Below are 26,575 nucleotides of genomic sequence, written 5' to 3'. Positions count from 1 at the left end.
ACCTCTCCCCGTCGTGGCTCATGCTATCCGACGGGTGTCAGAGCCGCAGTCCCGTGTATTGCTCGGCGAGCATCCGCTGCGCAAAAGCCGAGTGTGTGACGTAGTCGAGCTGGCCGACCTGGCTGCGGTAGTCGAATCGGTCTGACTGCAGGTCGCCGGGACTGCGGTGCAGCATGTCGGTCATCCAGCGTGAGAACTGCTGTACTCGCCACTGGCGGGCAAGCGCCGTCTCGCTGTACCGGCCGAGCAGCGCGTCGTCGTTCTTGTAGTGGGCCGTAAGCGCCTCGGCGAGCTGGGTGACATCGGAGATGGCGGAGTTCAGGCCTTTGGCGCCCGTCGGCGGCACGATGTGGCCGGCGTCGCCGACCAGGAACAAGCTGCCATGGGCGAGGGTGGAGGCGACGAAACTGCGCATCGGTGTGATCGACTTGTCGGTGATCGCACCCTCGGCAAGGGTCCAGCCGGCAACGCCGAGGCGGGTCTGGAGCGCCTGCCAGATGCGTTCGTCCGACCAGTTGGCGATGTCGTCGCCTGGGTCGACCTGCAGGTAGAGGCGGGAGACCTCCGGTGATCGCATGGAGTGCATGGCGAAGCCGTCTTCGTGCAGCGCGTAGATCAACTCGTCGGTCGATGGGGCAACGTCGGCGAGAATACCAAGCCAGGCAAACGGGTAGCTGCGGTCGAACAGCGTCAAGGCCGACGCCGGAATCGAGGCCCGGCAGATGCCGTGGAATCCGTCGGCGCCGACCACGAAGTCGGCCGCGAGTGTGTGCTGCTCGCCGTCATACACGAAGGTGACGCTCGGCGTGGCCGATTCGAGGTCGTGCACCGCGACATCCGTCGCCTCGTAATAGATGGTGGAGCCGGCGCCCTCGTGCGCCGCGACCAGGTCTTTCACAACCTGCTGCTGGCCGTAGACGGTGACGGTGCGGCCGATCAGGTCGTTGAAATCGACCCGGTGGCGCTCTCCGCCGTATTGCAGGTAGATGCCGTCGTGCTCCATGCCCTCGACCTTCAGGCGATCGCCGAGGCCGAGCCGGGTGAGATATTCGACCGAGCCCTGCTCGAGCACGCCGGCACGGATGCGGGCGAGCACGTATTCCTGGGAGCGGTTCTCCACGACGATCGAGTTGATGCCGGCGTCGCGCAGCGCCCAGCTGAGTAGGAGACCGGCGGGGCCGGCACCGATGATGGCAACGGGTGTGGTTTCTGGGGACACGGGCTCTCCTAGCGACGATGACAGGTGGAGGCATCAGTGTGCGGGCCCGATACTGCGACGATGTCGGGGATTCCACTCACTGGAAGCGCGTCTGAACAGTGCCCGACGTACCATGACACATGGCGAATTCGAAGACGGGTGACTCCCTGGTGTCTCGGGTAGCGACGATCCTCGACGCCTTCGACACGCACCGCTCGTCGATGACGCTCTCGGCGCTCTCCCGTCGAGTGGGGATTCCGCTAGCCTCCACACACCGTCTGGTGGGCCAGCTCGTAGACGAACGGCTGTTGGAACGCGCGGACAACGGCGAACTGCGGCTGGGACGCCGCCTGTGGGAACTTGCCTCACGCGGCTCGCAAACAACAGACCTGCGGCAGGTGGCGCTTCCGTTCCTGGAAGACCTCCACGCGGTGGTGCAGCAGCACACAACGCTAGGCGTGCTCGACGGCGACGATGTGCTCTACGTGGAACGCCTCACCGCGCACGGATCGGCGGTCAACATCACCCAGATTGCGGGCCGCCTGCCGGTAGACGCCTGCTCATCAGGTCTCGTACTGCTGGCCCATGCACCAGCAGAGGTGCAGGACGAGATGCTCGCCCGCACGCGCGTGCGTTATACGCACGAGACCGTCACGGATGCCGCGGAGTTGCGCCGGCTGCTCGCCGAGATCCGCACGGTGGGTTATGCCTGCGTTCCCGGCATTATCGTGGCCGAAGCGACCGGGATCGCCGTGCCGATCTTTGAGAGCGGCAACCGGGTGATCGCGGCGCTCAACGTGATCGTGCCGCGGGGTGACGAAGACCTGCACGCCACGGTGCCCGCCCTCAAGACCGCCGCCCGCGGTATCTCCCGCGCCCTCGGCGCTGATCGGCCTCGCGGCACGGTGAGGCGTCTGCCTCTGCCGTCGTTGCCCTGAACTCTTCCGTTCAACGGAACATCTGTTTCGATTCACGCGAGCACTCGGCACTCTTCAACTACGCAACCAGCGTCAACGAAGACGAAAGAGTGAGTGTTTATGCGAGTTCTGAACGGCACACTGCGCGACGATTTCGAGGTCGTGGTGATCGGATCCGGAGCCGGCGCCCTGACGGCGGCCGCCACGGCGGCCCACGAGGGCAAATCGGTGCTCGTGGTCGAGAAATCCGATTTGCTGGGCGGCACGTCGGCGGTCTCCGGAGGCATGCTGTGGGTCGCTGCCAATCACCTGGCTCGCGAGGCCGGGATCGATGACTCTCCAGAAGGGGCCGCACGGTATGTACGGGCCGTATCGAGGGGTCGTGGCCGGGAGGAGCTCTTCGACGCCGCCGTCGGGCACGGTGACGACATGCTGCGCTACACGAGCGAGCAGCTTGGCCTCGCCTACCTGCTGCTCGAGAATTTTCCGGACTACCGCATGGACCTGCCGGGCGCCCAGAACGGGGGCCGTACCGTGGAACCGGCCCTCTACGACGCCCACGCCGGTCTCGGCGACCTGTGCCAGCACGTGCGAACAGACGGCCGCCTGCCCTTCACAATGCAGGAGTACGAGAGCTGGGGTGCGTTCACCAAGTTTCCGTGGCACGAGCTCGCGGCCCGCGATGCGGCCGGCGCAGTGGCGAAGGGCCAGGCCCTCGTGGGCATGCTCCTGGCCAGCTGCCTGCGTAGTGGCGTCACCCTCACGGTGAACGCCAGGGCCGAGCGCCTCCTGATGGCGCACGGCCGGGTGACCGGCGTCATCGTCGATGGCCGTTCCATCACGGCGACCACCGGCGTCGTGCTCGCGTGCGGCGGCTTCGAATGGGACCGCCAGCTCGCCGATGGGCTGTTGCAAAGCCGACTACACGTGGTCTGCTCGCCCCCGTCGAACACGGGCGACGGCCTGAAAATGGCGCAGCGTGTCGGCGCCGGTGTCGGCGGCACCCGTGAAGCGTGGTGGGCGCCCATGTCCGTGATCCCCGGTGACCTCCGCGACGGCGAGCAGGTCGGAACCCTGCTGCGTTTTGAGCGCCAGGGGCCAGGCTCCATCATGATCAACCAGCACGGAAAGCGGTTCGCGAACGAGTCCCAGAACTACAACGACCTGGCCCGTTCGCTGCACTCATGGGACTCTGCCGCCGGAACGCCGCTCAACTCCCCCGTGCACGTGGTCTTTGACCAGTCCTTCCTCGAGCGCTATGGCGTGCTGAGCCACCGCGCCGGGCAGCCCACCCCAGACTGGCTCGTTGAGGGAACCGACCTCGGCACCCTGGCCGCGAAGCTCAGCGTGCCCAGTGATGCGCTGCGGGCCACCGTCGACCGGTTCAATGAGTTCGCGGTGCGCGGCGAGGACCCTGATTTCGGTCGCGGAGAGAGTCGCTACGACACCTACTGGGGCGACGCCGACAACAGCTTTCCCAACCCGAGCCTCGGCCCGCTCACGACCGGTCCGTTCTACGCCCTCGCCGTGGTGAACGGGGCCTTCGGCACCAGCGGCGGCGTGTCGACAGATGGTCTGGGTCGCGTGCTCGACGTCGACAGCACCCCGATCCCCGGCCTTTTCGCGGCCGGTAACACCACGGAGAGCGCGTATGGTGCCGGGTATCCCGGCGCCGGTGCCACCCTCGGCCCGCTCATGACTATGGGCTACCTCGCCGGTCGCACCCTCGCCGGAGTTGCAGCGACGTACGAGTCGACGCTCGACACGGTGGGCGCCCGATGATCCGCCACGTGGTCATGTTCAAGATCGCGGACACCTTCACCCCGCCCCTTCAGACGGAATGGCTGGCCGGGCTCGAGACCCTCGTGGGGCCGGTCCCGGGGCTCCGCTCGCTCAGCATCGGCCGTGACCTCCTCCGCGCCGAGCGCTCGTGGGATTTTGCCCTGGTGGCGGAATTCGACACTCTCGCCCACCTCGCCGCCTACGCGACGCATCCGCTGCACCTGCCGCTCATCGCGCTGTCAGGGCAACACTGCGAACACATCGTGTCTGTCGACTACGAGTGCCCCGACAGCACAGCCCCGGAGATGACATGACGACGATCACCCACGACAACCAGCGGGTCGCCGGCAAAGTCGCAATCGTCACCGGCGGCAGCGGCGATCTCGGCGGCGCGTGCGTGCGCCTGCTCGCCCGCCACGGCGCCAGAGTGGCCAGCTTCGACCTGGCCGGCCCTGGCGAACCCTGGCACGACCCGGCGATCACCTCCATCGACCTCGACATCACCGATCCAGCACAGGTGGAACGGGCCGTGGCGAGGGTGGCCGACGAGATCGGCGCGCCCGACATCCTCATCAATGCGGCCGGCATCATCGGCCGTGCTGCGCCCTCCCACGAGTCGACGATGGAGGAGTTCGACCGCATCTTCAACGTGAACGTGAAGGGCACCTGGCTGATGACCAAGTCGGTCGTGCCGCACATGATCGCGGCCCGTCGCGGCAGCGTGGTGAACTTCTCGTCGATTCACGGTCTCACCGGGGGAAAGAGCGTGCCCCTTTACCACGCTACCAAGGGCGCCGTGCGTCTGCTCACGAAAGCGGATGCCGCCACCTACGGCGAATACGGAATCCGGGTGAACTCCGTGCACCCCGGTTCGATGAACACCCGCATGAGCCGCACGGCCGCGGAGATGAGCGCAATCGGCCCAGAAGCGTACTACCGCCAGCTCGTGGCCGGATCCCCGCTCGGCCGCCAGGGCGAACCGGACGAGATCGCCTACGGCGTGCTCTACCTCGCCTCCGACGAATCCCGCTTCAGCACCGGATCAGAACTCGTGATCGATGGTGGCTACACCGCCATCTGAGCGCCATCGACCCGATTCAGCACCCTTCACCCACGGCACCTTGTCAAAGGAGACAGCATGTCCATCACCATTGATCGCCCCGCCCCGGAACGGATGCCTCGCAAGGCCGCAGCAGCGGCCCTCGTGGGCAGCGCCCTCGAGTACTACGATTTTTTCATCTACGGCGCCGCGGCGGCGCTCGTGTTCAGCCACGTGTTTTTCTCGGCTGACGATCCAGCCGTGGCAACCATCGCGTCCCTCGCTACCTTCGGGGTGGGGTACGTGGCTCGGCCGTTCGGCGGCCTGGTCCTCGGGCATTTCGGTGACCGGATCGGACGCAAGCGGGTGCTGATCCTCACGCTCATGATCATGGGCATCGCCAGCCTGGCCATCGGTTTCCTGCCGACCTACGATCAGATCGGCCTCTGGGCCCCTGCCCTTCTTGTGCTGTGCCGCCTCGCGCAGGGATTTTCGGCGGGTGGCGAGGCCGCCGGCGCGAGCACCCTGGCCATCGAGCACGCACCGGATCGCAGACGAGCATTCTTTTCCGGCTTCACGATGACCGGATACGCCGCGGGCATGGTGCTCGCCACCATCGTCTTCATTCCGATCGCGGCCCTGCCAGAGGACGACCTGCTGTCCTGGGGCTGGCGGGTGCCCTTCTGGCTGAGCGCCGTCGTGCTCGTGGTGGCCTACATCGTGCGTTCGCGCCTCGATGAAACCCCTGTCTTTCACGAGGCCAAGTCAGCGGACGCCGTGGAGAAGTTCCCGGCCGCCCAGGTCTTCCGGCACCAGTGGCAGGATGTCATCCGGGTGGTCTTCATGTCGCTCTTCGCCGTGGCCCAGACCGTCTTCACCGTGTTCGGCCTGGCCTACGCCACGAGCGACGCGGTCGGCATCGATCGCACGACCATGCTCTGGGTGGCGACGGTGTCGATCGCCGGATCGATGGTGACCATCCCCCTGCTGTCGTCGCTGTCGGATCGGATCGGGCGCAGACCGGTTTGGATAACCGGCACCCTCGGCACGGCCGCGACCGTCTTCCTGTATTTCTGGGCCATCTCGACCGGGTCTGTTCCGCTCATCTTCCTCGGAGCCTTCCTCAACATGACCTGCTTCTACTCCATGGTGAACGGGCTGTGGCCGGCCTTCTTCTCCGAGATGTTCGCGGCCCCGGTGCGATACTCAGGGTTCGCGATCGGCACCCAACTCGGGTTCCTGCTGGCCGGATTCGCTCCCAGTATCGGCTTCGCGCTGCTCGGCGACGGCATCAACGGGTGGATTCCGGTGGCCGTTTTCACGGCCGTCTGCCTCGTGCTGTCGGCCATCGCGGCCGCCACGGCCCGGGAGACGTACCGGGTTCCCACTGAGTTGCTCGGGGCCGTCGCGCTGCGGGTCGACCCGGGCAGCGCCCCGACTGCCCCGCCCGCCGCATCCGCGCAGGAGCCCCAAGAACCGGCCCGCATCCGCTAACCCCCTCCTCGGCCACGCCCCTCACTTCCATCGGTTGAGTACTGGGGAGTCGCGGCCGGATGGGGGGCGCCGGGCGGCCCCGAAGCGCGTGCCGCAGCTCTAGAGTGGGGGTCTCCCGAGGTTTCGGGAGACGATCCGTGAGCCGAGGCACCGTGGCAGGTCACACAAAGGCTCCGGGCCAGTCGGTCACGAGCCGGGTACTGAGCATCCTCGCCGCCTTCGAAGACAGCCCCGCTGCGCGCAGCCTCTCCGAGATCAGCAAGGCGAGCGGGCTGCCGCAGAGCACCGCCCACCGTCTCCTCGGCGAACTCGAAGGCTGGGGTGCCGTGCAACGGGATGCCCAGGGCCGCTACCAGATCGGCCTGCGTCTCTGGGAACTCGGCCAGCACGCCGGCCGCAAGCTGCGCGATGTCGCCCGCCCGTACTTGCAGGACCTCTTCGGCCTGACCCAGGAAACTGTGCACTTCGCCATTCGCGACGGCTCGGAGGTGCTCTACATCGACCGGGTCTACGGCAGCCGGCGTGTGCCCCAGGCCAGCCGGGTCGGAGGGCGGCTGCCGCTGCACGCGACCGCCGTGGGGCGCGCGATTCTGGCCTTCGAGGAGGACTGGGTGCAGGGCGCGATACTCGACGGCCCGCTCGACGCGCGCACCCCCCAGACGATGACCGACCCCGCCGAGCTGCGCCGCGAGCTTGCAAAGATTCGCTCCCGCGGGTTCGCCCTGGCCTCGGAGGAGGTGCGCCTGGGCTCCTGTTCGCTGGCCGTGCCGGTGTTCCAGTCCGACGGCCGCATCTTCGGCGGAGTCGGCATCGTGCTGCCGACCAGCCGCATGCAGCAGCTCGAACGCTATCTGCCAGCCCTGCTCGGCACCGCAGAGCGCCTGCAGGCCGGCATCGGCCACCTGTCACCGACCCCTCGCACAGCCCCCGAACCCAAGCCACTTCCATCCAGTGGGACAGCCAGGAGCGCCGAGTGACCCTGGCGCTTTAGATGGACCTCGCGAGACCTCAGAGACGAGGACGCAGAAGAAGGAGCAATCGTGAACGCTCAGCCCGTCGCACCCCAGCCGGTCGCAGCCGAGTTCGAATCGGTGCCGCCGGCCGCGAGCGGATGCCCCGTCGCCCACGCCCCGGCCTCCGCTGCCCCGGCATCCACTGACGGCGGCGCGCACCACGGCTATGCCCCCTTCGCCATGACGGACCCGTTCCCCTCCTATGCCGCGCTGCGCGAAAACGAACCCGTCATGTTCGACGCGGAGATCGGCTACTACGTCGTCTCCCGCTACGAGGACATCAAGGCGACCTTCGACAACTGGAAGGTCTTCAGCAGCGAGAACGCCCAGGCCCCCGTGCGAGCCCGCGGCGCCGCCGCGACGCAGATCATGAACGACGGCGGCTTCACCGCATACTCCGGATTGTCGGCCCGAATCCCCCCGGAGCACACCCGCATGCGCGCCATCGTGCAGAAGGAATTCACGCCCCGCCGCTACAAGAAGCTCGAGCCGACGATTCGCGAGAACACCGCGCGCCTGCTGCAGCAGATGCTCTCCCATGCGGATGCCCGCGGCGACTTTCTGAAAGATGTCGCGGTGGACATCCCCACCATCACGATCCTCGGGCTGCTCGGCGTCGGTCCGGAGATGGTCTCGACCTACAAGAAATGGTCGGATTCCCGCGCCGCGATGACCTGGGGCGACCTCAGCGACGATGAGCAGATTCCCCACGCCCACAACCTCGTGGACTACTGGACCGAATGCCTGCGGCTCGTCGCGAACGCCCACGAGCAGCTGGCGGCCGGAGACAACGGTGACAATCTCGTCTTCGACCTGGTGCAGGCGCAGTCGTCCGGGTCCGAGATCTCCGACCACGAGATCGCCTCGGTCTGTTACAGCCTGCTCTTCGCCGGTCACGAGACCACCACGACCCTCATCTCCAACACGATCCGAGAGCTGCTCACCCACCCCGCCGAGTGGCAGAAACTGATCGATGATCCGAGCCGCATCCCGGCTGCGATCGACGAGACGCTGCGCTTCTCGCCCAGCATCGTCGGCTGGCGCCGCAAGGCCCTCGTCGACACCGAGATCGGCGGTGTACCGATTGCGGCCGGCTCGAACATTCTTCTGCTGATGGGGTCGGCCAACCGCGACCCCGGCACGTTCGATGAGCCAGAGACCTTCGACATCAACAGGGTCAACGCCCGCAATCACTTGTCTTTCGGCTTCGGCATCCACTACTGCCTCGGCAACCTGCTCGCCAAGATGCAGGACAAGATCGTCGTCGAAGAGACCCTCAAGGCGGCCCCCGGGCTGCGCCTGGTCGACGCCGACAACATCGTGTTCGGAGACAACCTGTCGTTCAGGGCGCCCACCTCGGTGCCCGTTACCTGGGGAGCCAAGAAGTGACCACCACGCCCTACATCCAGTTCTTCGACGGCCCCGATTTTGACGGCACGGGCGAACACCGCCACGAGCTGCTCGGCGGCAAGTGCGCCTCGCTCGTCGCGCTCACCCAGGCCGGAATGCCAGTGCCTCCCGGCTTCGCCATCACCACCGCCTCCTACGACGCCTTCATCACGGCCGCCGGCATCCAGGACGACATCCACTCACTGCTTGAGGGCCTTGACGCCGACGATGTGGCCGCAGTCGACCGGGTCTCGGCCCAGCTGCGCTTCGAGATCGAGAGTCGCCCGGTTCCCGCCGATGTGCGCGCCGACTTCGTCGCCGCGTATCACGCCCTGCAGGATCGCTTCACCGAGCCGGTTCCCGTGGCCGTGCGCTCCTCCGCGACCGCCGAAGACCTGCCCGACGCGAGCTTCGCCGGACAGCAGGACACCTACCTCTGGCTCACCGGCATCGAGGACGTCACCGAGCACATCCGCCGCTGCTGGGCGTCGCTGTTCACGTCCCGGGCGATCACCTACCGCCTCAAGAACAACATCCCCAACGAGGGCCTCTCGATGGCCGTCGCCGTGCAGAAGATGGTCAACGCCCGTGCCGCCGGGGTCGCGATCACCATGGATCCGACCACCGGCGACCGCTCCAAGATCGTCATCGAGTCGTCCTACGGCCTCGGCGAACTCGTCGTCTCCGGCCTCGTCACCCCCGACAACGTCACCGTCGACAAGATCATGCTGATGGTCGTCAAGCGCGCGATCGGCAGCAAACACGCCGAACTCGTGCCCGACCCGGAGGCTGCGGGCCTGACCGAACTCGAGGTCTCGGCCGAACGCCGCGACGTGCTCTCGATCAGCGAGACGGAGATCACCGCGATCGCGACCATCGCCAAGAAGGCCGAGAAGCATTTCAGGTGCCCGCAAGACATCGAGTGGGCCCTCGACCGCGACCTGCCCGACGGCGCCAATCTGCTGCTGCTGCAGTCCCGCCCCGAAACGGTGCATTCCTCCACTGCCAAAGCTTCCACCCCGGCGACCGCCGCATCCAATGGGAACTTCGGTATCGCGAGCATCACCCAGGCGCTGCTCGTGCAGGCCGGCAAGGCCTGACCCGCACGCGCTGCACCCCGATTCTCCCGCCCGACCCGCCCGACCCGCCCCTCTCTTCGCCTGCACCTCTCCGCTTACCCCGTGCACCACTTCGAGAATGGTTTACCCATGACAGAGAAGTCATTTCCCAGCCCCTACGACCAGGCCCCGGCCGCCGGCGCCGAAAGCTGGAAAGAGCTGTACGCCTACAACCTCGTCTTCCAGGAGAACCGCCGCGAGGTCGAGGAGGGCAAGTTCTGGTTCTGCGACAGCCAGCACTGGCCGACCGTGACCAAGCCCTTCGAGACCATCGGCTTCGAGTTCGCCGTGAGCTGCCTCGGCCAGTACAACACCCGCCACCTGCTGATTCCGCCGGCGAACGGCATCGAATTCCGCATCCACAACGGCTACGTCTTCATGTCCCCGGTCGGCGTGCCCGAAGCCGAGATCGCCCCGCGCGTGCCCGAGTTCATGGCCCGCGCCGGACACTACTTTCAGAACTGGGAGACCCTGCTCGAGCAGTGGCAGGGCAAGATCCGCGGCACCATCGACGAGCTCGGCGCTCTCTCGTTCGAGGCACTGCCCGACCGGGTAGATATCGACGACGTCACGAGCGGCAAGGGCACCGGCCCGAACAACGACCTGCTCGCCCGCTACGACGAGCTCATCGCGCTCACCTACCGCGCGTGGCAGTACCACTTCGAGTTTCTCAACCTCGGCTACGTCGCCTACCTCGACTTCTTCAGCTTCTGCAAGGAGGCCTTCCCCGGCATTCCCGACCAGGCCGTTGCCAAGATGGTGCAGGGCGTCGACATGGAGCTCTTCCGGCCAGACGACGAGCTCAAGAAGCTCGCCAAGCTCGCCGTCGAACTGGAACTGACCGGCATGTTCGGTGACACCGAGAACCCTGAAGCTACCCTCGCCGGCCTGGCCGCGGCATCCGCTGGCGCCGCATGGATCGCCGCCTGGAACGACGCGAAGGACCCCTGGTTCAACTTCACCGTGGGCAACGGCTTCTACGCCCACGACAAGTACTGGATCGACCACCTCGAACTGCCGCTCGGCTACATTCGCGACTACATCGGGCGCCTGCAGGCCGGCCAGACCATTGACCGCCCGGTTGCCGAGCTCATTGCCGAACGCGACCGCATCACCGAGGAGTACTCGGAACTGCTGAGCCCCGAGCAACTCGCCGCCTTCGAGGGCAAGCTCGGCCTGGCTCGCCAGGTCTACCCCTACGTCGAAAACCACAACTTCTACATCGAGCACTGGACCATGGGCGTCTTCTGGCGCAAGGCCCGCGAGCTCTCGGCGATGCTCCAGCAGCAGGGCTTCTGGGCTGAAGCCGACGGGATGTTCTTTCTGCGCCGCGACGAGGTACGCGAAGCACTCTTCGACTACGTCACGGGCTGGGCCGTCGGCGCCCCCGCGATCGGCCCGGATTACTGGCCCGAGGAGGTCGAACGGCGCCGCGCGATCGTGGACGCCCTGCAGCAGCAGCGCCCGCAGCCGGCCCTCAACACCCCGCCGGCCGTGATCACCGAACCCTTCACCCTGATGCTCTGGGGCATCACGAGCGACCAGATCAAGAACTGGCTCGGCGACTCTGACGCCCCCGAGGGCGAGTTTCGCGGCATGGCGGCCTCGAGCGGCGTGGCCGAAGGGCCGGCACGGGTTATCAGCAGCTCCGACCAACTCTCCGAGGTGCAGGAGGGCGACATCCTCGTCGCCCCGGTCACGGCGCCGTCGTGGGGACCGATCTTCGGCAAGATTCGAGCCACCGTCACCGACATCGGCGGCATGATGAGCCACGCGGCCATCGTCTGCCGCGAATACGGCATGCCGGCCGTCACCGGAACCGGCACCGCCTCGGCGCAGATCACGACCGGCCAGTGGCTGCGCGTCGACGGCAACAACGGCACCGTGACGGTCGTCGAGGGGCACACCGGTGCAGGCCATGCGCATGACCTCACGCTGGCCGGCGACGCGGCCATCCAGCTCGAGGATGCCCTGGACCCGGCGGGCCTCGAGGCCCTCGACGGCACCGTCTTCGAAGGCAGCCATGCCTGATCCGCGCACGGACCAGCCCGCTCAGGGGCAGAACACCGCCAGAACGGTGCTGATCACCGGCGCCGCGGGCGGGCTGGGCCGTGCCTTCGCCCTGGGCTTCGCGGCCCAGGGCGACCGGGTGGTCGTCGCGGACACCAATCTCGAGGGTGCGCAGCAGACCGTTGCCCTTGTGGAGGCCGCCGGCGGCACCGCCCTGGCCCTCCAGGCCAACGTCACCTCGCTCGATTCGGTGACGCAGCTGGCAGCGGATGCCGCCGCCTTCTCCGCACAGACCGGTGCGGCCGGCGGCGGTGCCGGCCAGATCGACGTCATCATCAACAACGCCGCGATCTACGCAACCATCACGCGTTCCCCCTTCGAAGACATCGACGTGGACGAGTGGGACCGGGTGATGGCCGTCAACCTCAAGGGCCCCTGGCTCGTCACCCGCGCCTGCTCCCCCTACCTCCCGCCCGGCGCCGCGATCATCAACCTGTCGAGCGCAACTGTGCTCAGCGGCTCCGCCCAGTGGGCGCACTACGTGGCCTCCAAGGGCGGGGTGATCGCCCTCACCCGGGTGCTCGCCAAGGAACTCGGCGTGCGCGACGTGACCGTGAACGCGATTGCACCGGGCTTCACCCTTACCGAGGCCAGCTACGGCCTCATCGAGGGCGCCGCCGAGTACGGCGTGGACCGCGGCTCGATCAAACGGGCCAGCGAGCCCGACGACATCGTTGGGGCGGCCCTGTTCCTGGCCGGCCCCGGCTCCCGCTACATCACCGGCCAGACCCTCGTGGTCGACGGTGGCCGACAGTTTCTGTAAGGAGAAAAGAATGCCCTCCGTAACCTATATCTCCGCCAGCGGCAGCGAAACCGCCGTCGCAGGGTTCGCCGGTGACTCCGTCATGGAGACGGCCGTGCGCAACGGCATTCCCGGCATCGTCGCCGAATGCGGCGGCAGCCTCAGCTGCGCCACCTGCCACGTCTTCGTCTGCGCCGACAGCGTTTTCTCCCCCATGGAAGACCTCGAGGACGCCATGCTCGACGGCACGGCCATCGACCGCGAAGAGAACTCGCGGCTCTCCTGCCAGCTCAGGCTCAGTGACGCCGATATTCGCGTGACCACTCCGGAAACGCAGGTCTAGAGATGACCGGCACCGGAACCTCCGCGGGAACGCTCATCATCGGCAACTGCCAGGCCGGCGTGCAGCTGGCGTGTTCGCTGCGTGAGCTCGGGGACACCGACCCGATCGTGCTCGTCGGCGAGGAGCCGCATGCGCCGTACCAGCGGCCGCCGCTCTCGAAGGCGTTCCTCAAGGGCGAGGTCACTGCCGATTCGCTGACCTTCCGCACCCACGAGTTCTACCGCGAGCGCAACATCGAGCTCGTCACCCGCGAACGTATCGTCAGCGTCACGCGTGACGGTGATGGCAGCGGCGGCACGGCCGTGGCCGAATCCGGCCGCCGCTTCGAGTTCGCCCGGCTCGCCCTCACCACCGGGGCCGTGCCACGCCAGATTCCGTTCGACGGCAGCGAACTCGAGGGGGTCAGCTACCTGCGCACTGCGACGGATGCTGCGCAGCTGCAGCAGGGTCTCGCCGCCGCCCGCAACGTGGTCGTCGTCGGAGGCGGTTTCATCGGCCTCGAGGTCGCGGCCGGGGCCCGCGCCGCCGGCCTCACGGTCACGGTGCTTGAGGCCGCCCCGCGCCTGGTCGGTCGTGCCGTCAGCGAGCAGACGAGCGAGTTCTACCTGCAGGCGCACCGGCGCCGCGGCATCCGCGTCGTGCTGAACGCCCAGGTCGCGCGTTTTCTCGGCGAGCACGACCGGGTCACCGGGGTTGAACTGGGCGACGGCACCGTCGTGCCGGCCGACGTCGTGCTGATCGGGGTCGGTGTGATTCCGCGCACCGAACTGGCCGAACAGCTGGGGCTCGCCCTCGACAACGGCATCGTCGTCGACGGCACTGCCCTCTGCTCCGACGGCCTCACGGTCGCCGCGGGCGACTGCGCCAACCTGCCGAACCCGTCGATCACGCCCGGGGGTGTGGCCCGGTTGCGACTCGAAAGCGTACAGAATGCGGTCGAGCAAGCCAAAATCGCCGCCGCGACCCTGCTCAGTCTGCCGGCGGCGTACTCCACGGTGCCGTGGTTCTGGAGCGACCAGGCCGACCTGAAGCTGCAGATCGCCGGCCTCAGCGGCGGGCACGACCAGATCGTGCTGCGCGGCGAACCCGACAGCGAGACGTTCTCGGTGCTGTACTACCGCGCCGGCCAGCTCATCGCGGCGGACTGCATCAACAAGCCCCTCGATTTCATTGCCGCGCGCGGCGCCCTGCACCACGGCCAGAACGTGCCGGCCGACCTGGCCGGCGACGTGACCATCCCGCTCAAGAAGCTCGTGTCCGCGGTTCCCGCGCTGGCCGGAAAGTAAAGACCATGACACTGCAGACGATCCACGCGGTCGACACCTCCCCGATCAGGCAGGCCGACACGCTGCTGACCGACCTCGACCCGCTCTGGCGCGCCGTGGTCACCGAGATGCGCACCCGCGGCAACGACATCCACATCCCCATCTCGTTCGCCTTTGCCGAGCGGCTCTGCCTCGTCTACCCCGAGGCCGACGCGCTCGTGGTGCGGGTCGCCATTCTGCTGCACGACACCGGCTGGGCCCGCGTCGACGAGACCAAGATCATCTCCGAGGGGTTCGGTGCCAACTGGCGGCAGGCCGACATCCGCTACCAACACGAAGCCAGGGGCTGCGACATCGCCCGCGAAGTGCTGCCGGCCCTCGGCTACAGCGACGAGTTCGTCACCCGCGTGACCGACATCATCGACGGCCACGACACCCGGACCGAGTCGTACTCGATCGAGGACTCTCTGGTGCGCGATTCCGATCGGCTGTGGCGCTTCACGACGGCCGGAATCGCCCTCGCCTCCGGCTGGTTCGGGCAGACGCCCTCGTCGTACTGCGCTCGGCTGCGCACCGACATCCTGCCGGAGCTGATCACCGCCGCCGGCCTCGAAATGGCCGTCTGCGAGCTGGAACGCTCCGAATCGCTGCTGCGCATCGGCGTGCTCTGATGAGTGTGCTGCAGGCGACCCTGCCGTACACGCACACCGATGACCACTTCATCGACGGCACCTGGCAGCGCTCCACCGGGGCGGGGCGCACCGAGGTGACCAACCCGGCGACAGGGGAAGTCTGGGGTTCGGTGCCGCAGGCATCCGTCGCCGACCTCGACGCGGCCGTCGCCGCGGCCCGCCGTGCCTTCAGCGGCAGCGCCGGCTCGCCCGCGAGCGGCGGCAGCGGATGGCGCGACGTGGCCCCCGCAGAGCGGGCCCGCCTGCTGCTGCGGCTGGCCTCGCAGGTGGAAGCTCGGGCCGAAGCCATCTCGCACACCAACACGTGGGAGAACGGCTCGCCGGTTGCGGAGACCTCGAAGGCCGCGGCGAACGCGGCCTCGATCTTTCGCTACTTCGCCTCGCTCGCTCCCCTGCTCGAGACCAGCGACATTCGCCCGTTCCCCGACGGATCCGCCGAAACCGTCGTGCGCCTCGACCCGGTCGGCGTCTGCGCGCTGATCGCGCCGTGGAACTTTCCGATCAACCTCGTCGTGGCCAAGCTCGCGCCGGCGCTGATGGCAGGCTGCACCGTGGTCATCAAGCCGGCCTCGCCCACCCCGCTGTCAGTTCGACTCATTCTCGACGCCGCCGTTGCCGCCGGAATTCCGGCCGGGGTCATCAACCTCGTGACCGGACCCGGCAGCTTGGGCGACGCCCTCGTGAAGCACCCGGGCATCAACAAGGTCGCCTTCACCGGGTCGACCCCGGTAGGCCGCTCCATCGCCGCGGCCTGCGGCTCCCTTCTGCGGCCCGTGACCCTTGAGCTCGGCGGCAAGTCGTCGGCCCTGGTGCTGCCCGATGTCGACCTCGAGGCCATGTCGAAGGTGCTGATTCGCAGCTGCCTGCGCAATACCGGGCAGACCTGCTACATCTCGACACGCATACTCGCGCCGGCGGCACGGTACGGCGAGCTCGTCGACATGGTCACCGCGACCATTGCCGTGGCGCCGCAGGGCGACCCGATGGACCCGGCGACGGTTTTCGGGCCTTCGGCCACCCGCGCCCAGGAGCAGGTGGTGCGCGAGTACATTCGCAGCGGTATCGCCGAAGGCGCCCGGGCCACCACAGGCGGTGACGTGCCTTCCGGCTTTGACCGGGGTTTCTACGTGACACCGACAGTGTTTGCCGACGTCACGCCCGGCATGCGCATCGCGCAGGAGGAGATCTTTGGCCCGGTGCTGTCGATCATGCGGTACTCGTCGCTTGACGACGCGGTGGCGATTGCCAACAACACGCCCTTCGGGCTCGGCGGCACGATCTTCTCGGAAGACCCCGACGCCGCGTTCGCCCTCGCCCCGCGGCTCGATACCGGCTCGGTCGGCCTCGGGTTTTTTGCGTCCAACCACGCGGCGCCCTTCGCGGGCCGCCACGACTCGGGCCTCGGCGCAGAATTCGGACCGGAGGGTCTGCGCGCGTACCTCAGCGTGCAGTCGGTGCACCGCCGCATCCGCTGACCCGATTCACTCCGCTGTACCTGGTCATCACTCGTGTGAAATGGATTGGTGGATGCTCCACGTGGTGATGGCGGTGCTGTGCGCAACTCGGTCGATTGTGGCGCTCCATCCGTCTCGGGTGCCGCCTTCGATGAGATCGCGCACCTCCTCATCCGCCAATTGGTCGGAGAAGGTGACTGTGAGTTCGAGGTGTGTTCCTTCCCCGTCGTCGCGCAGGGTGACGGTCACGATGGGTGCTTCATGTTCGTGATCTCCTGCGAGCTCTGGCCATCCGCCGGTGGCTCCCCACCGAAAAACCAGTCGTTCGTGCGGGACCACTTCGAGGTACACCCCGCCGGTGGGGTATTGGAGATCGTCATTGACCACCATCTGTTGTCGCCAGATACCGCCGACTTTGAGGTCGACGTGGATGGGTGTCGTGGGCGTGGGCATAGCGGGGTTATAGAACCAGTCGAGGTGTTCCGGTATCGTCCAGGCATCGAAGACGACGCTGCGCGGTTCCGGCAGTGTGCGGCTCAGGGTGAAGCTTCGTTCAGCGGGTGCGTGGGTCATCGTCATCCTTCTTCCTTGTCGAAGTGTCAGTTTCTGGTTGAGCCGGCTTCGCCGTGCCGCTGTGTCGCATTGCTGCGGCCGCCTCGCGGAGCAGCTGCTGCCGATCGAGGTCTGAGGTTGCACGTTGGGCGGCGAACCCGAATGCGGTGGCGGCCTCGAGATGGCGCCCCGCCCGAACGAGCATGTCGGCGCGGGCCGCCGGCAGGAGATGCGAGGTGGAGAGTCGCGGATCAGCGTCAAGGTGTTCGAGAATCTCAAGGGCCGCTTCGGGGCCGGTCGCCATCCCGACGGCAATGGCACGGCTCAGCTCGACGACCGGCGAGGGCGACATCGTGACGAGCATGTCGTAGAGGTGCACGATCTGCCGCCAATCGGTCGCGCCGGGGGACGGCGCTTGCGCATGACAGGCCGCTATTTCGGCCTGGATCCGATAGAACCCTCGCTTATTGCCCTGCGTCAGCGGCGTGAGAAGCGTCAGGGCTTCGTCGATCGACTGACGGTCCCAGCGCGATCGATCCTGATTCTCCAGCGTGAGTTGCTGGCCGTCCTTGTCGCGGCGCGCGGCGCGGCGCGATGACTGCAGCAGCATGAGCGAGAGAAGGCAGCGTGCCTCGTCGGTGGAGGGCGCGAAACGCACCACGTTGCGGGTCATCCGGATCGCGGCATCCGCAAGGTCGGTTCGGCTCGCATCGCTGTAGCCCTGGTTGAAGAGCAGGTAGAGCACCGCGAGTACTCCCTCGAGGCGTTCGGGGAGCAGATCCGCCGTCGGAATCCGGTAGGGGATGCCCGCATTGGTGATCTTCTGGCGCGCTCGCACGAGACGTTGGGCCATGGTGGATTCCTGCACAAAGAACGCGGATGCGATCTCGCCGGTCGTGAGTCCGGCGACTGCCCTTAGGGTCAATGCGACCCGGTTCGGCAGTGCGAGGGCCGGGTGGCAGCAGGTGAACAACAGCCGCAGCTGCTCGTCGGGCAGCGTTTTTTCATCGATCTCGGGAAGCTCATCGGCCTGCGCTGCGAGATCGGCAAGGTCACGGAGCTTTTCGCGCTCGACGATGGTGCGACGAAGGCGGTCACGAGCCTTGTTGCGGGCAACTGTATACAGCCACGCGGCCGGGCGGTCCGGCACTCCGCCGGACCGCCAGGCCACCAGTGCGGAGGCGAACGCGTCCTGCACACAGTCTTCAGCCAGAGCCCAGTCGCCGGTCATGCTGACAAGACCGCCGACCAGCCCGCCCCACTCTGCACGGTGCAGGTCGTCGAGGACCGCGCCCAGCGGAGGTGACGTCAATCGAACGGCCAGATCGGGCGCAGCTCAAGTCGACCGAATCGAGCCATCGGATGCTTCGACGCCACTTCGATCGCCTCGTCGAGATCCGCGCATTCGAGCACGTCGTATCCGGCAATCCACTCCTTCGACTCGGTGAACGGCCCGTCGGTCACCAGTAGTTCGCCGTTACGCACGCGAACCGTTGTGGCATCCTCGACCGGCCGAAGCCGGTTGCCGTCGATCCACACGCCGCGCTCTTGGACCTCCTTGCCCCAGTCTTCAATCCGGTCGTCCTCAGCGGAATACGGGTCGCCCTCGGGGTCCGTTGCCACAAACATCATGTATCGCATCTGTTCTCCCTTTGTTAGACGGTACAGAGAGAGGACGTTCGAGTTCGAGTGAATTCGACACACCGGGCAAAGTTTTTTTGTTCGAGTGCGAGCATTGCAGGCGCACGTTTCCTTCCAACAGCCCGCCGGCTTCACCTCCGACGCAAAGTGCCCCACACCTGGAGGTGAGCGAGGGGCTTCGGATTAGGGTGCTCAATGCGCTGGGCCGGAGCTCAACGCTTCTTCCCGCCGACACCCGGCACGGATGCGATCTGCGTCATCCACGCGGATATCTGGCGTTCGTCGATGTCCTCCACGGACTCGAGTTCCACGCCCCTCGTCGACTTGCCCATCCCGATTGGCGTCACCGGCGGCACCGGCTCGAGCGCCATGCCATTGATGAACATGAGCTTGACGTGGCCGGCGAAACCGCCGCAGCTGAAGCACCAGCCGTCGCCGACGCCGTAGTACGCCATGCCCCACTTCACGGAGCGCTGGAGGTCGGGCAGGGTCTCGGCCGCGAGAGCATCGACTGCTTGCGCGATGCCGCGTTGCGGCTGCGGGAGGCTTGCGATGTAGGCGAAGACCGGCTTGTCGCCGACGGCCGCTTTCGCGGGGCTGGCTCGGCCGGTCATGGCTTCTGGCAGTGTCCAGGCGGTGTCGCGCTGCGCAGGAGCGCCTGTCGCAGGTGGCCGGCCTTCGGTCTTGCCGATGTCCTTGCTGTCCATGGCGAGATCATATTCCTCGCGCAGCGGGCGTGGGAGTCTTTCAATCGCTTGACCCTGTGCCAGCAACATGGCGTTGCATTCAGTTGTCATGGATCGCAAGAACCATCGACACATCAGAAGCAATGTCATCGCCCTTTCCGGTACGGCCGCGAACCCAGCAGCTCGTCCGAGGGCCTACACAAAAGGTGCACCATGAATGCGGACCGCCCAGGGCTGATCGACCCCGCCACCCTTGCCCTACCCCCAACAGAAACCGTCGAAATCACCACCGACCCGATCGACGCCGCACGTTGATCACTCGCAGCGAGGACATCGAGCAGAGTCAACGCAGCAACGACACCCGTAAACGATGGAGGAGGCCGGTGATCGCCGTCACGGCCGTAGCTTCCCTCTTATTCATCGCGGGCTGTACCTCCAGCCCGACACAGGCTGCGGATCGTGGACTGGCAACGCTCGCCAACCAGAAAATCGCTACCACGATGATCTCCACTGGCTCGAACGCCAGCCGATCCACGCTGGCCACCGAGGTCACCGGCGGGGAGGGCGTGACGCACGACGAAAACCCGCGCGTTCCGGAGGGCGCGTCGTGGACGCAACACTACTTCCCGTCTGCCGACGACTCGGGGACCGAACTGCATGCCGACGTCCTCCTCCCCGAGGGATTTCAAGAGGGCGACCAGGTCACGCCCCTCATCTCTGTCGGGCCGTACTTTGCCCACATCGGCTCGCTCGAGGACGGTGACTTCGCGCAAGCGGGACCAAACGACCGGTTCAACGACCTGATCACAGAAGGTGGAGCTCTCGATCGGGGATACGCTGTGGTGCTCGTCGACGGCCGCGGTTTCGGCGGTTCGACAGGCTGCCAGGATCTCGGCGGCCCCGGCGAGCGAGCCGACGTAACCGCCGCAGTTGAATGGGCTGCCGCTCAGCCATGGTCGACGGGGAAAGTGGGCATGTACGGCAAGTCCTATGACGCGATCACCGGGCTTATCGGCAACAACCTCAATCTCGACCAGCTCGGTGCAGTCGTCGCCCAGGAGCCCATCTGGGACATGGAACGAAACTTCTGGTCAGGTGGCATTCCTCGGGAGACCATCACCAGCATCGGAACGATCTACATGACGATGTCGTTCCTACAGGGCATGCCGGATGACGAACAGCGCTACAAGGACAACGCTGCCGACATCGACTACCTCTGCACTCTCCAATATCAGAGCGACTTGCGCTCGACCGACGCCGCGTACTGGGACGAGCGCGATTTTGCGACTCTCGCGAAGGGAACCGATACTCCCCTTTTCCTGACGCAGGGCCTCACGGAGTGGAACACCGAGCCCGAAGCAATCCAGGAGTACCTCGAAAACCATGAGGGACCGGAGCGTGGCTGGGTCGGGCCGTGGGACCACGTGCGTGGCAACGATGTCGATCCGGCAACCGGCGCGCTCAAGATGGGCCGGGCGGGCTGGTACGACGAGGTCTTCGCGTTCTACGACGAGCACCTCAAAGACGCCGAGCCAACAACCGACCTGCCGGCGTTCGCTGTGCAGGACAACACCGGCACCTGGCGCGGGGAGGAAACATGGCCGTCCACGGATCGTGTGCAGGAGGTCAAGATCGACGACGCCAGTTACATCGATGACGGCGCCGAACGGAAGGCCGACGCTGGCAAGGATTCAAACAGCTACCTCACCTGGTCGGAACCTGTCACGAAGCCGACGCGAGTGACCGGCACACCTGAATTGAAATTCACCGCCGAGGGACACGGCAACGCGATGATCCGGCTCTACGACGTGGCCCCCGATGGCACCGCCACCTGGATCAACGAACAGGCCACCGTCATTCGCCCCGGAGATGGAACCATCGAACTGAGGTCGACCGACTGGACGCTGGCCGAAGGCCACCAGCTCGCCATCGAGATCGGCACGATCGCGCCTTCAGGAGCGAACCCGCACCGAAGCAACGACTGGATCGATTCCCCGAGCGGCGAGGAGATCCGTCTGTCCCACACCTCGCTGACGGTACCGCTCGACAACCCATCAGATGACACTCCAACCCAGGGCGACCGCGCCGCGTATCTCGACCTGTATCTCCAGTTCGCCGCGGCGGAGTTCGAACCTGCAGACGGCAGCTTCGAGCTCACGCTCGGAAAGTAGCAACTCCGAAGCGACGGTCGAGTATCCGACGCTGACGGCTTCGCCGCATCCGTAGTCGACGCGGGTTCCTGATCCCCACCGGGTTCAGGGACCCGCGTTCGGCTGCGCGTGCGCGACGATGCTCGCGCGCCCAAGCACGTCGATCTGCGCCGCGTTGCACAGCTCGATAGCCGTTTCTGAGCCATGGGAGAGTCAGCCCGCAAAGCGCCGGTTGTTACCGGTTATTCATCCGGAACCCGAGATCCGTCCCGCACTGGAAGACCAGCAGAATTAAACGTCCCGGTGCAAAAAGTGCTCCCACCGAGACTCTCTGTTATGTCGGGCTCACATAATTTGAACTTGCGATCCCCTGAAGGTTCTGGCCTGAATTTAGTCGCTACCGAATGTCTCCGAAAACCCTCGGATTCCATTGTGTTTACAGGGAGCCAGGCGATTCGCTGCCTCCGATCGTAGCCCATCGTTTTGGGATATATAGAGATGAACTAGATGGGTAAATGATGGCCTTGTGAGCTGCCTTGGGCGGTCCCATGGGCCCTCTCATCCCCTCCTCCGGATGCCGCCGCAAGTGATCGTGCACGGGCGGTGCTGGCGATCGGTCGTGCGCTCGGGGGCTGCGGTCTGGTTCGCATCAGGGACGGCGCTATACACTGGGCGCGATTTAGGGCGTCGATCAGAAACGGACCCGGCAATCGACTGAGAGTGGTGCAACGAACGTGGGGCACCCATCAAAGGAGAGCAACGAGATGAGACCACTTCGATACTCGATCAACGTCACGCTCGACGGCTGCTGCCATCACGAGGCAGGACTTCCCCCGGACGAGGAGTCGATGCGCTACTGGACCGCTCAGCTGGAGCGAGCCGATGCCTTGCTCTTCGGCCGGGTGACCTACGAGATGATGGCGTCGGCGTGGCAGAAACCGGCCACGGGCACGTGGCCGGGCTGGCTGGGTGACTGGCAGAAACCGTTCGCCGAAACCATCGACCGGGCGAAAAAGTACGTTGTGTCGAGCACACTGAGCGGGGTCGATTGGAACGCCGAGCTGGTGCGAGGCGACGTGGGGCAAGCGGTTCAGCGGCTGAAGCAGGAGCCCGGCGAGGGCCTGTGGGTGGGTGGCGTGACGCTCCCCCTGGCGTTGGCAGATCTGGGACTGATCGACGAGTACGAGTTCCTTGTGCAGCCGGTCCTTGCCGGACACGGCCCGACGTTGCTCGCCGGTCTGCGCGAGCGCATCCAGCTCGAAGTCGTGAACCGCCACGAGTTCCGGTCGGGGGCAGTCGCCCTGCGTTACCGGCCCGTACGGTCCGGCCTCTCATCCGTGACATTGGTTTAGGGACGTTTCTCACTAGGTCCGTTCCCGCGGACGGCAGCTGCAGCCGACCACGGCCAGCGGCCGAGGCCTGGGCCTCCATTAGCGTCATTGCCGGCAACAGTGGCTGGCCGTCTCGGCGCGACCTCGTATAGGCCGCACTGGTCGCGTCACGGCAGGCATCATCGCGCTCATGATCGAACCCCTCGACGTCCTATATTGTTCAGGCTGATCAACCTGCATTTCTGCTGGTATCAGACAGGCTGGATGCGCACAAGGGGCACAAATGCCGACTTGTGACCTAAGTCTCGTGTCCCCATGCTTGTTACTGCAGGATCCAGCTCCGGTGAACCGGAGGAGAGCGGGTCTGAGTCAAGTTGGTCGTTTCCCGCTGGAAACAATCACCGACTCGGATCAGTCCCACGCTAGAAAGGACCCGACATCTTCTACCCTCCAATCGCAGGTTACGCGGTGGTATCGCTGGCAATGATCGGTTGGGTGATCAATCAACACCGAGGCGGTCTAGGCAGGAATCTGGCCATTGGTATCAGGACAAAGTACACGTCGGCATCCGACCAGGCTTGGTCATCCGCGCAGGTCTCTGCCGTTCCATACCTAATCGCCATAGCGCTAATCGCCGGTAGCCACGCAGTCGCACTCCTGACAGTCCAGCTCAGTAGCTACTCGGAAGCTCTCGGCCACATTCTCGCCGTCAGCGGCTTCCTGATTGTCGTCGCAGTTGCCATCCTGGCCATGAGGGCGGCGAACCGAGCCGCAAAGGCATCCGCGTAGCTCTGGAATGCCACAGTTCGTCACGCACAACCAATAGGGGGAGAAACAAGAACTCAAACCAAATTCGTCGCAGGCGCCGTCTCTTTGCTGACAGAGAGTCTCAGCTATCTGGGTTTTCTTTTGGGGGCTATTCCGTTCTGGTGTTGGCTGCCGCGCATGCAGAAGAAGGTTCGGGCGTTGAACAGGGAACGTTATGCCCTGCGACAGGCCCAAAAAGCTACTGCATTTCCTGCTAACCAAAAAAGAAAGATTTTCTTGACAATGAAGTCCACAAAGTTAATGAAGAAAGATGTGAGTCCTATGCGCATGACGAGAAAATCAACCGCTTTGTTAACTTCCCTGGTGGGGTTGATGCTACTGATTAGCTCCTCCGGCGCTGCCAATGCGGTGTCGGTTGCCCCAACTGCAGACCCCCTGACCATGATCGCCGTCAGCGACCAGGAGGCGGCATTGAAGACCGAAATCGCCATGTCCGCCCTTGCCAGTGGCGCGATGCCGCTGCAGGCACCGCTGAGCGCAGTGGTCGAGGCCGAGACCAAGGTGAATACGATTTTAGCCGAGGGGGGTGCGTTCACTACGGTGACCATACCCATTGACGGTTCCTACAGCTTCACCAGCAATGTCTCCATGGTCTTCGACAGCGCGGGTAATCGGTTGCAGTCCAGTGAAATGCTGGTCAGCGAGAACGCCGATGGCTTCTTCAACGTGAAGACCTACGTCGATGGGGTCATGACGAACAACCAGGATACCGACCTGGTGTACCTGACGGACGCCGAGCTTAAGGCTGATCTCGTTGCCTCGCAGGCCAAGAGCGGCAGCGTGGCAGCGGATGCAGCTCCTGCTCCGCTAGCCGAGAAGAACACCGGCGCCTGCATCGCGACGGTGCTCGGCGTAACCGGCGTGGTTGGAGCCATCATTGCATACGGCTGTGCAGGGGCTTGCGCCGCTGCAGCGGTCGGTGTCGGAGTCCCCTTTTGCATCGCCTGCATTGCCGGTTTCGCAACCGTCGGTGGCGCGTCCATCACAGCCGTCGCAACCTGCTTCTAAGGAGTCACCATGAGTTGGAAACCGTCCCGCACATTCTTTGCACTGTTCATCGGACTGGTCGTGTCGGGAGCCGCTCTTGTCCTGACGCTCCCTGCAATATTCGGTCCGCACGAATCGAGCCAAGCAGCGCTGACCATGATTCTCGGCGGTGTTACTGCAATATTCGCCATAGGGATCATTCTGATGCGTCCGAAGAAGCAGAATTCAGCGGAATAGCCGAGCACCAGCAAGGATCCGGTGGCCCCGCGCGGACGGCGCGGGGCCACCGTCATATCCCACCGGTATCAAGTCTTGGTAACAACGAGTAGCGGCGCGCCTCCCCTGATTTGCCTCGTTGGCTACGATCGGGGAAGCGCCAACCGGCGCAGTCGCGCTTGGCCGAGCACCGCGGCTGCTGCGCCGCTGAGCACGATGACCCCGGCCACCGACGCCCAAAGAACCAACTGGTGTCGGCGCCACGGACGCATCAGAGGCGGCGGCAGCAGCGTCGGCGGTAGTGGCCGGAGCCGGACCCCGTCCGCTTCCTGGTCCAGTCGGGAGTTTTCTTCCGCTGTGCCCGGCTACCCGTCGCGGACGGGGCGGACGTTGAATGCGCGCAGGTACCCGACCTCGTAGTCGGTGAGGTTCCACGACCACCCGCCAGCCGGGGCGGGGTTCGACCCTCGGGTCGGAACCATTGGAGGCTCGCCGTCTACCAATGTCACTCCTCAGCTCTCAGGTTCGATTCCGTTGTGGGCTTAGCGGCGGTCCGGGTGCTGCCGCACATAGGCCAGCCGAAGCTGCCCCGCAGGCGCAGACACCCAGGAGCTCCAGGCCCCGGGTGCCAGCGCCGGATCCGGCCGGCGGCCCGACCTTCCATCTCGGTCAAGTTGGCCATCGGTCAGGGGTCAGCGGACGAGCGGGGCTGAAGGCGGAGACTCACACAGCGTTGGCCTGCGCATCCAGACCACCGATGGCGCCCCGGCCATGCTTTGGTCCGTGCGCTCCCTCGCCTACTGGTTCAGGGTCGCTTCGTAGTCGGCTGCGGCTGCGTCGATCTCCCACCCCTCCACGAACGAGTCGTCCGGGATGAGGTATGGGCGGTCGTTGTCTACGCCGTTGGAACACATGTAGTCGTCGTGCCAGTCGTCGTTCATGGTGGGGTCCCAGTAGCACCGCCACCCGCTCGCGGTGAAGTCGTCGGCCACCTGCTGGTCGGCGTAATACTCACCCTCTGCCGCCAGGTATTCTTCGGACTGCTCGTAGTCGTCGCGGCTGTCGAGGTGGTCCTGGTAACCGGGTTGAAGGTCGGAGTACGAGCTACATCCCGTAAGGGCGAGAGCGAGAGAAACGCAGGCGACGGCGGTGCGGAGATTCATCGGAAGGCGGGGCTCCAAGGGTCGACGAGCGGGTAAAGGTGCCCATGCGGGTAAGCGCGAAGAGAAGGTTCGTCGTGAGCGTACGGGCTTCGCCCTAGTCTCGTACAGGCCCCAATACGAGGTGCCAACGCCGAGCACATGAGCGGCACGATCATTCCCCGTGAGAGACAGCGGCGTCCTCCCACAGCCAAACTGACCGATAGGACCGGTTATGTCAGCAGGGCCGAAACCCGTCAGTGGCCACTCAGCGGCACTTCCCACGGGTGCCCCCGCGAACTCGAACCGGGCGACGGCTCTTTCCGCGCACCTTGACACTGAACTGACCGAATTGGGCGACACCGGTGGCCTTACTGTTGCCCACGTCACGAGCGACGACCGGTCCATCACCACCTTGCTCGCAGGGTGGCTCCAAAAAACAGTGACCTCTTCGATGGCACGCTGCCCTCGGGCTTCGTTTCACTTCCAAGCACGGACACCCCACGGGCACCGGCGCCCGCGTTTCACA

Annotated in this window: 25 protein-coding genes; 19 read left to right on the top strand and 6 right to left on the bottom strand. The window is 65.7% G+C overall.

The features are described from left to right. Positions 1-37 precede the first annotated feature (37 nt). Positions 38-1,219 carry a 4-hydroxybenzoate 3-monooxygenase gene (locus E3T61_RS14015; RefSeq protein WP_134641464.1) on the bottom strand — a complete coding sequence of 394 codons (1,182 nt, stop codon included), beginning with the start codon at positions 1,217-1,219 and terminating at the stop codon, positions 38-40. 119 nt (positions 1,220-1,338) lie between these two features. On the opposite strand from E3T61_RS14015, the gene E3T61_RS14010 reads away from it, so the two are divergent. From E3T61_RS14010 to E3T61_RS13945, 14 genes are all read left to right on the top strand, one after another. Continuing rightward, positions 1,339-2,136 (top strand): IclR family transcriptional regulator, encoded by a 798-nt coding sequence (locus E3T61_RS14010; RefSeq protein ID WP_134641463.1) that lies wholly within the window; start codon positions 1,339-1,341, stop codon positions 2,134-2,136. Between the two features lie 99 nt (positions 2,137-2,235). After that, on the top strand, positions 2,236-3,897 hold the full coding sequence (locus E3T61_RS14005; RefSeq protein WP_134641462.1) for an FAD-dependent oxidoreductase: 1,662 nt from the start codon (positions 2,236-2,238) through the stop codon (positions 3,895-3,897). Then, positions 3,894-4,211, top strand: a complete 318-nt coding sequence (locus tag E3T61_RS14000; RefSeq protein WP_134641461.1) for a Dabb family protein — start codon at positions 3,894-3,896, stop codon at positions 4,209-4,211. Before E3T61_RS14005 ends, E3T61_RS14000 begins: the two co-directional genes overlap by 4 nt. Further along, positions 4,208-4,978 (top strand): SDR family NAD(P)-dependent oxidoreductase, encoded by a 771-nt coding sequence (locus tag E3T61_RS13995; RefSeq protein ID WP_134641460.1) that lies wholly within the window; start codon positions 4,208-4,210, stop codon positions 4,976-4,978. Before E3T61_RS14000 ends, E3T61_RS13995 begins: the two co-directional genes overlap by 4 nt. A gap of 57 nt (positions 4,979-5,035) precedes the next feature. Continuing rightward, on the top strand, positions 5,036-6,430 hold the full coding sequence (locus tag E3T61_RS13990) for an MFS transporter (RefSeq protein WP_134641459.1): 1,395 nt from the start codon (positions 5,036-5,038) through the stop codon (positions 6,428-6,430). Between the two features lie 152 nt (positions 6,431-6,582). Further along, on the top strand, positions 6,583-7,407 hold the full coding sequence (locus tag E3T61_RS13985; RefSeq protein WP_134641458.1) for an IclR family transcriptional regulator: 825 nt from the start codon (positions 6,583-6,585) through the stop codon (positions 7,405-7,407). Between the two features lie 63 nt (positions 7,408-7,470). After that, complete coding sequence (locus E3T61_RS13980) at positions 7,471-8,832, top strand: cytochrome P450 (protein ID WP_241992576.1); 1,362 nt, start codon at positions 7,471-7,473, stop codon at positions 8,830-8,832. After that, complete coding sequence (locus E3T61_RS13975; RefSeq protein ID WP_134641457.1) at positions 8,829-9,932, top strand: PEP/pyruvate-binding domain-containing protein; 1,104 nt, start codon at positions 8,829-8,831, stop codon at positions 9,930-9,932. Before E3T61_RS13980 ends, E3T61_RS13975 begins: the two co-directional genes overlap by 4 nt. A gap of 108 nt (positions 9,933-10,040) precedes the next feature. Further along, positions 10,041-11,981, top strand: coding sequence for a PEP-utilizing enzyme (locus E3T61_RS13970; protein ID WP_134641456.1), 1,941 nt, complete (start codon positions 10,041-10,043; stop codon positions 11,979-11,981). Beyond that, positions 11,974-12,783, top strand: coding sequence for an SDR family NAD(P)-dependent oxidoreductase (locus tag E3T61_RS13965; RefSeq protein ID WP_134641455.1), 810 nt, complete (start codon positions 11,974-11,976; stop codon positions 12,781-12,783). The genes E3T61_RS13970 and E3T61_RS13965 overlap by 8 nt, the downstream gene beginning before the upstream one ends. Positions 12,784-12,793: 10 nt before the next feature. Next, the gene (locus E3T61_RS13960; RefSeq protein ID WP_134641454.1) at positions 12,794-13,105 is read left to right on the top strand and encodes a 2Fe-2S iron-sulfur cluster-binding protein; all 312 of its coding nucleotides are present in this window, start codon (positions 12,794-12,796) and stop codon (positions 13,103-13,105) included. A 2-nt stretch (positions 13,106-13,107) separates the two neighbouring features. Further along, a complete protein-coding gene (locus tag E3T61_RS13955) occupies positions 13,108-14,391 on the top strand; it encodes an NAD(P)/FAD-dependent oxidoreductase (protein ID WP_134641453.1) in 1,284 nt (427 codons plus the stop codon). 5 nt (positions 14,392-14,396) lie between these two features. After that, entirely contained in the window at positions 14,397-15,041 is a 645-nt protein-coding gene (locus E3T61_RS13950; protein WP_134641452.1) for an HD domain-containing protein, read from the top strand. Beyond that, complete coding sequence (locus E3T61_RS13945; protein ID WP_134641451.1) at positions 15,041-16,537, top strand: aldehyde dehydrogenase family protein; 1,497 nt, start codon at positions 15,041-15,043, stop codon at positions 16,535-16,537. The genes E3T61_RS13950 and E3T61_RS13945 overlap by 1 nt, the downstream gene beginning before the upstream one ends. Positions 16,538-16,564: 27 nt before the next feature. Here the strand turns inward: E3T61_RS13945 and E3T61_RS13940 are convergent, their stop codons facing one another. The 4 genes from E3T61_RS13940 to E3T61_RS13925 all read right to left on the bottom strand — a co-directional run bounded on the left by E3T61_RS13940 (position 16,565) and on the right by E3T61_RS13925 (position 19,416). Beyond that, a complete protein-coding gene (locus E3T61_RS13940) occupies positions 16,565-17,089 on the bottom strand; it encodes an SRPBCC family protein (RefSeq protein ID WP_166793239.1) in 525 nt (174 codons plus the stop codon). After that, positions 17,070-18,380, bottom strand: coding sequence for an RNA polymerase sigma factor (locus E3T61_RS13935; RefSeq protein WP_134641449.1), 1,311 nt, complete (start codon positions 18,378-18,380; stop codon positions 17,070-17,072). Before E3T61_RS13935 ends, E3T61_RS13940 begins: the two co-directional genes overlap by 20 nt. Further along, entirely contained in the window at positions 18,377-18,709 is a 333-nt protein-coding gene (locus E3T61_RS13930) for a YciI family protein (protein WP_134641448.1), read from the bottom strand. The genes E3T61_RS13935 and E3T61_RS13930 overlap by 4 nt, the downstream gene beginning before the upstream one ends. A 212-nt stretch (positions 18,710-18,921) precedes the next feature. Next, a complete protein-coding gene (locus E3T61_RS13925; RefSeq protein ID WP_241992575.1) occupies positions 18,922-19,416 on the bottom strand; it encodes a DUF1801 domain-containing protein in 495 nt (164 codons plus the stop codon). A 362-nt stretch (positions 19,417-19,778) separates the two neighbouring features. On the opposite strand from E3T61_RS13925, the gene E3T61_RS13920 reads away from it, so the two are divergent. From E3T61_RS13920 to E3T61_RS13900, 5 genes are all read left to right on the top strand, one after another. Continuing rightward, positions 19,779-21,566 (top strand): CocE/NonD family hydrolase, encoded by a 1,788-nt coding sequence (locus E3T61_RS13920; protein ID WP_166793238.1) that lies wholly within the window; start codon positions 19,779-19,781, stop codon positions 21,564-21,566. A gap of 743 nt (positions 21,567-22,309) precedes the next feature. Next, positions 22,310-22,897, top strand: a complete 588-nt coding sequence (locus E3T61_RS13915; protein ID WP_134641446.1) for a dihydrofolate reductase family protein — start codon at positions 22,310-22,312, stop codon at positions 22,895-22,897. Between the two features lie 462 nt (positions 22,898-23,359). Next, entirely contained in the window at positions 23,360-23,665 is a 306-nt protein-coding gene (locus tag E3T61_RS22690; protein ID WP_420898492.1) for an SdpI family protein, read from the top strand. 84 nt (positions 23,666-23,749) lie between these two features. Further along, positions 23,750-24,712 (top strand): hypothetical protein, encoded by a 963-nt coding sequence (locus E3T61_RS13905; protein ID WP_134641444.1) that lies wholly within the window; start codon positions 23,750-23,752, stop codon positions 24,710-24,712. 9 nt (positions 24,713-24,721) lie between these two features. Further along, on the top strand, positions 24,722-24,928 hold the full coding sequence (locus E3T61_RS13900; RefSeq protein ID WP_130177221.1) for a hypothetical protein: 207 nt from the start codon (positions 24,722-24,724) through the stop codon (positions 24,926-24,928). 776 nt (positions 24,929-25,704) lie between these two features. Here the strand turns inward: E3T61_RS13900 and E3T61_RS13895 are convergent. Then, positions 25,705-26,070: a hypothetical protein gene (locus E3T61_RS13895; RefSeq protein ID WP_134641443.1), complete on the bottom strand. Its 366-nt coding sequence runs from the start codon at positions 26,068-26,070 to the stop codon at positions 25,705-25,707. Positions 26,071-26,575 lie beyond the last annotated feature (505 nt).

This window comes from Cryobacterium lactosi (genome assembly GCF_004403945.1).
In the GTDB taxonomy this organism is placed as follows: domain Bacteria; phylum Actinomycetota; class Actinomycetes; order Actinomycetales; family Microbacteriaceae; genus Cryobacterium; species Cryobacterium lactosi.
Note: the sequence above shows the minus strand (reverse complement) of the source record. Positions and strands in the feature narration are given on the sequence as shown.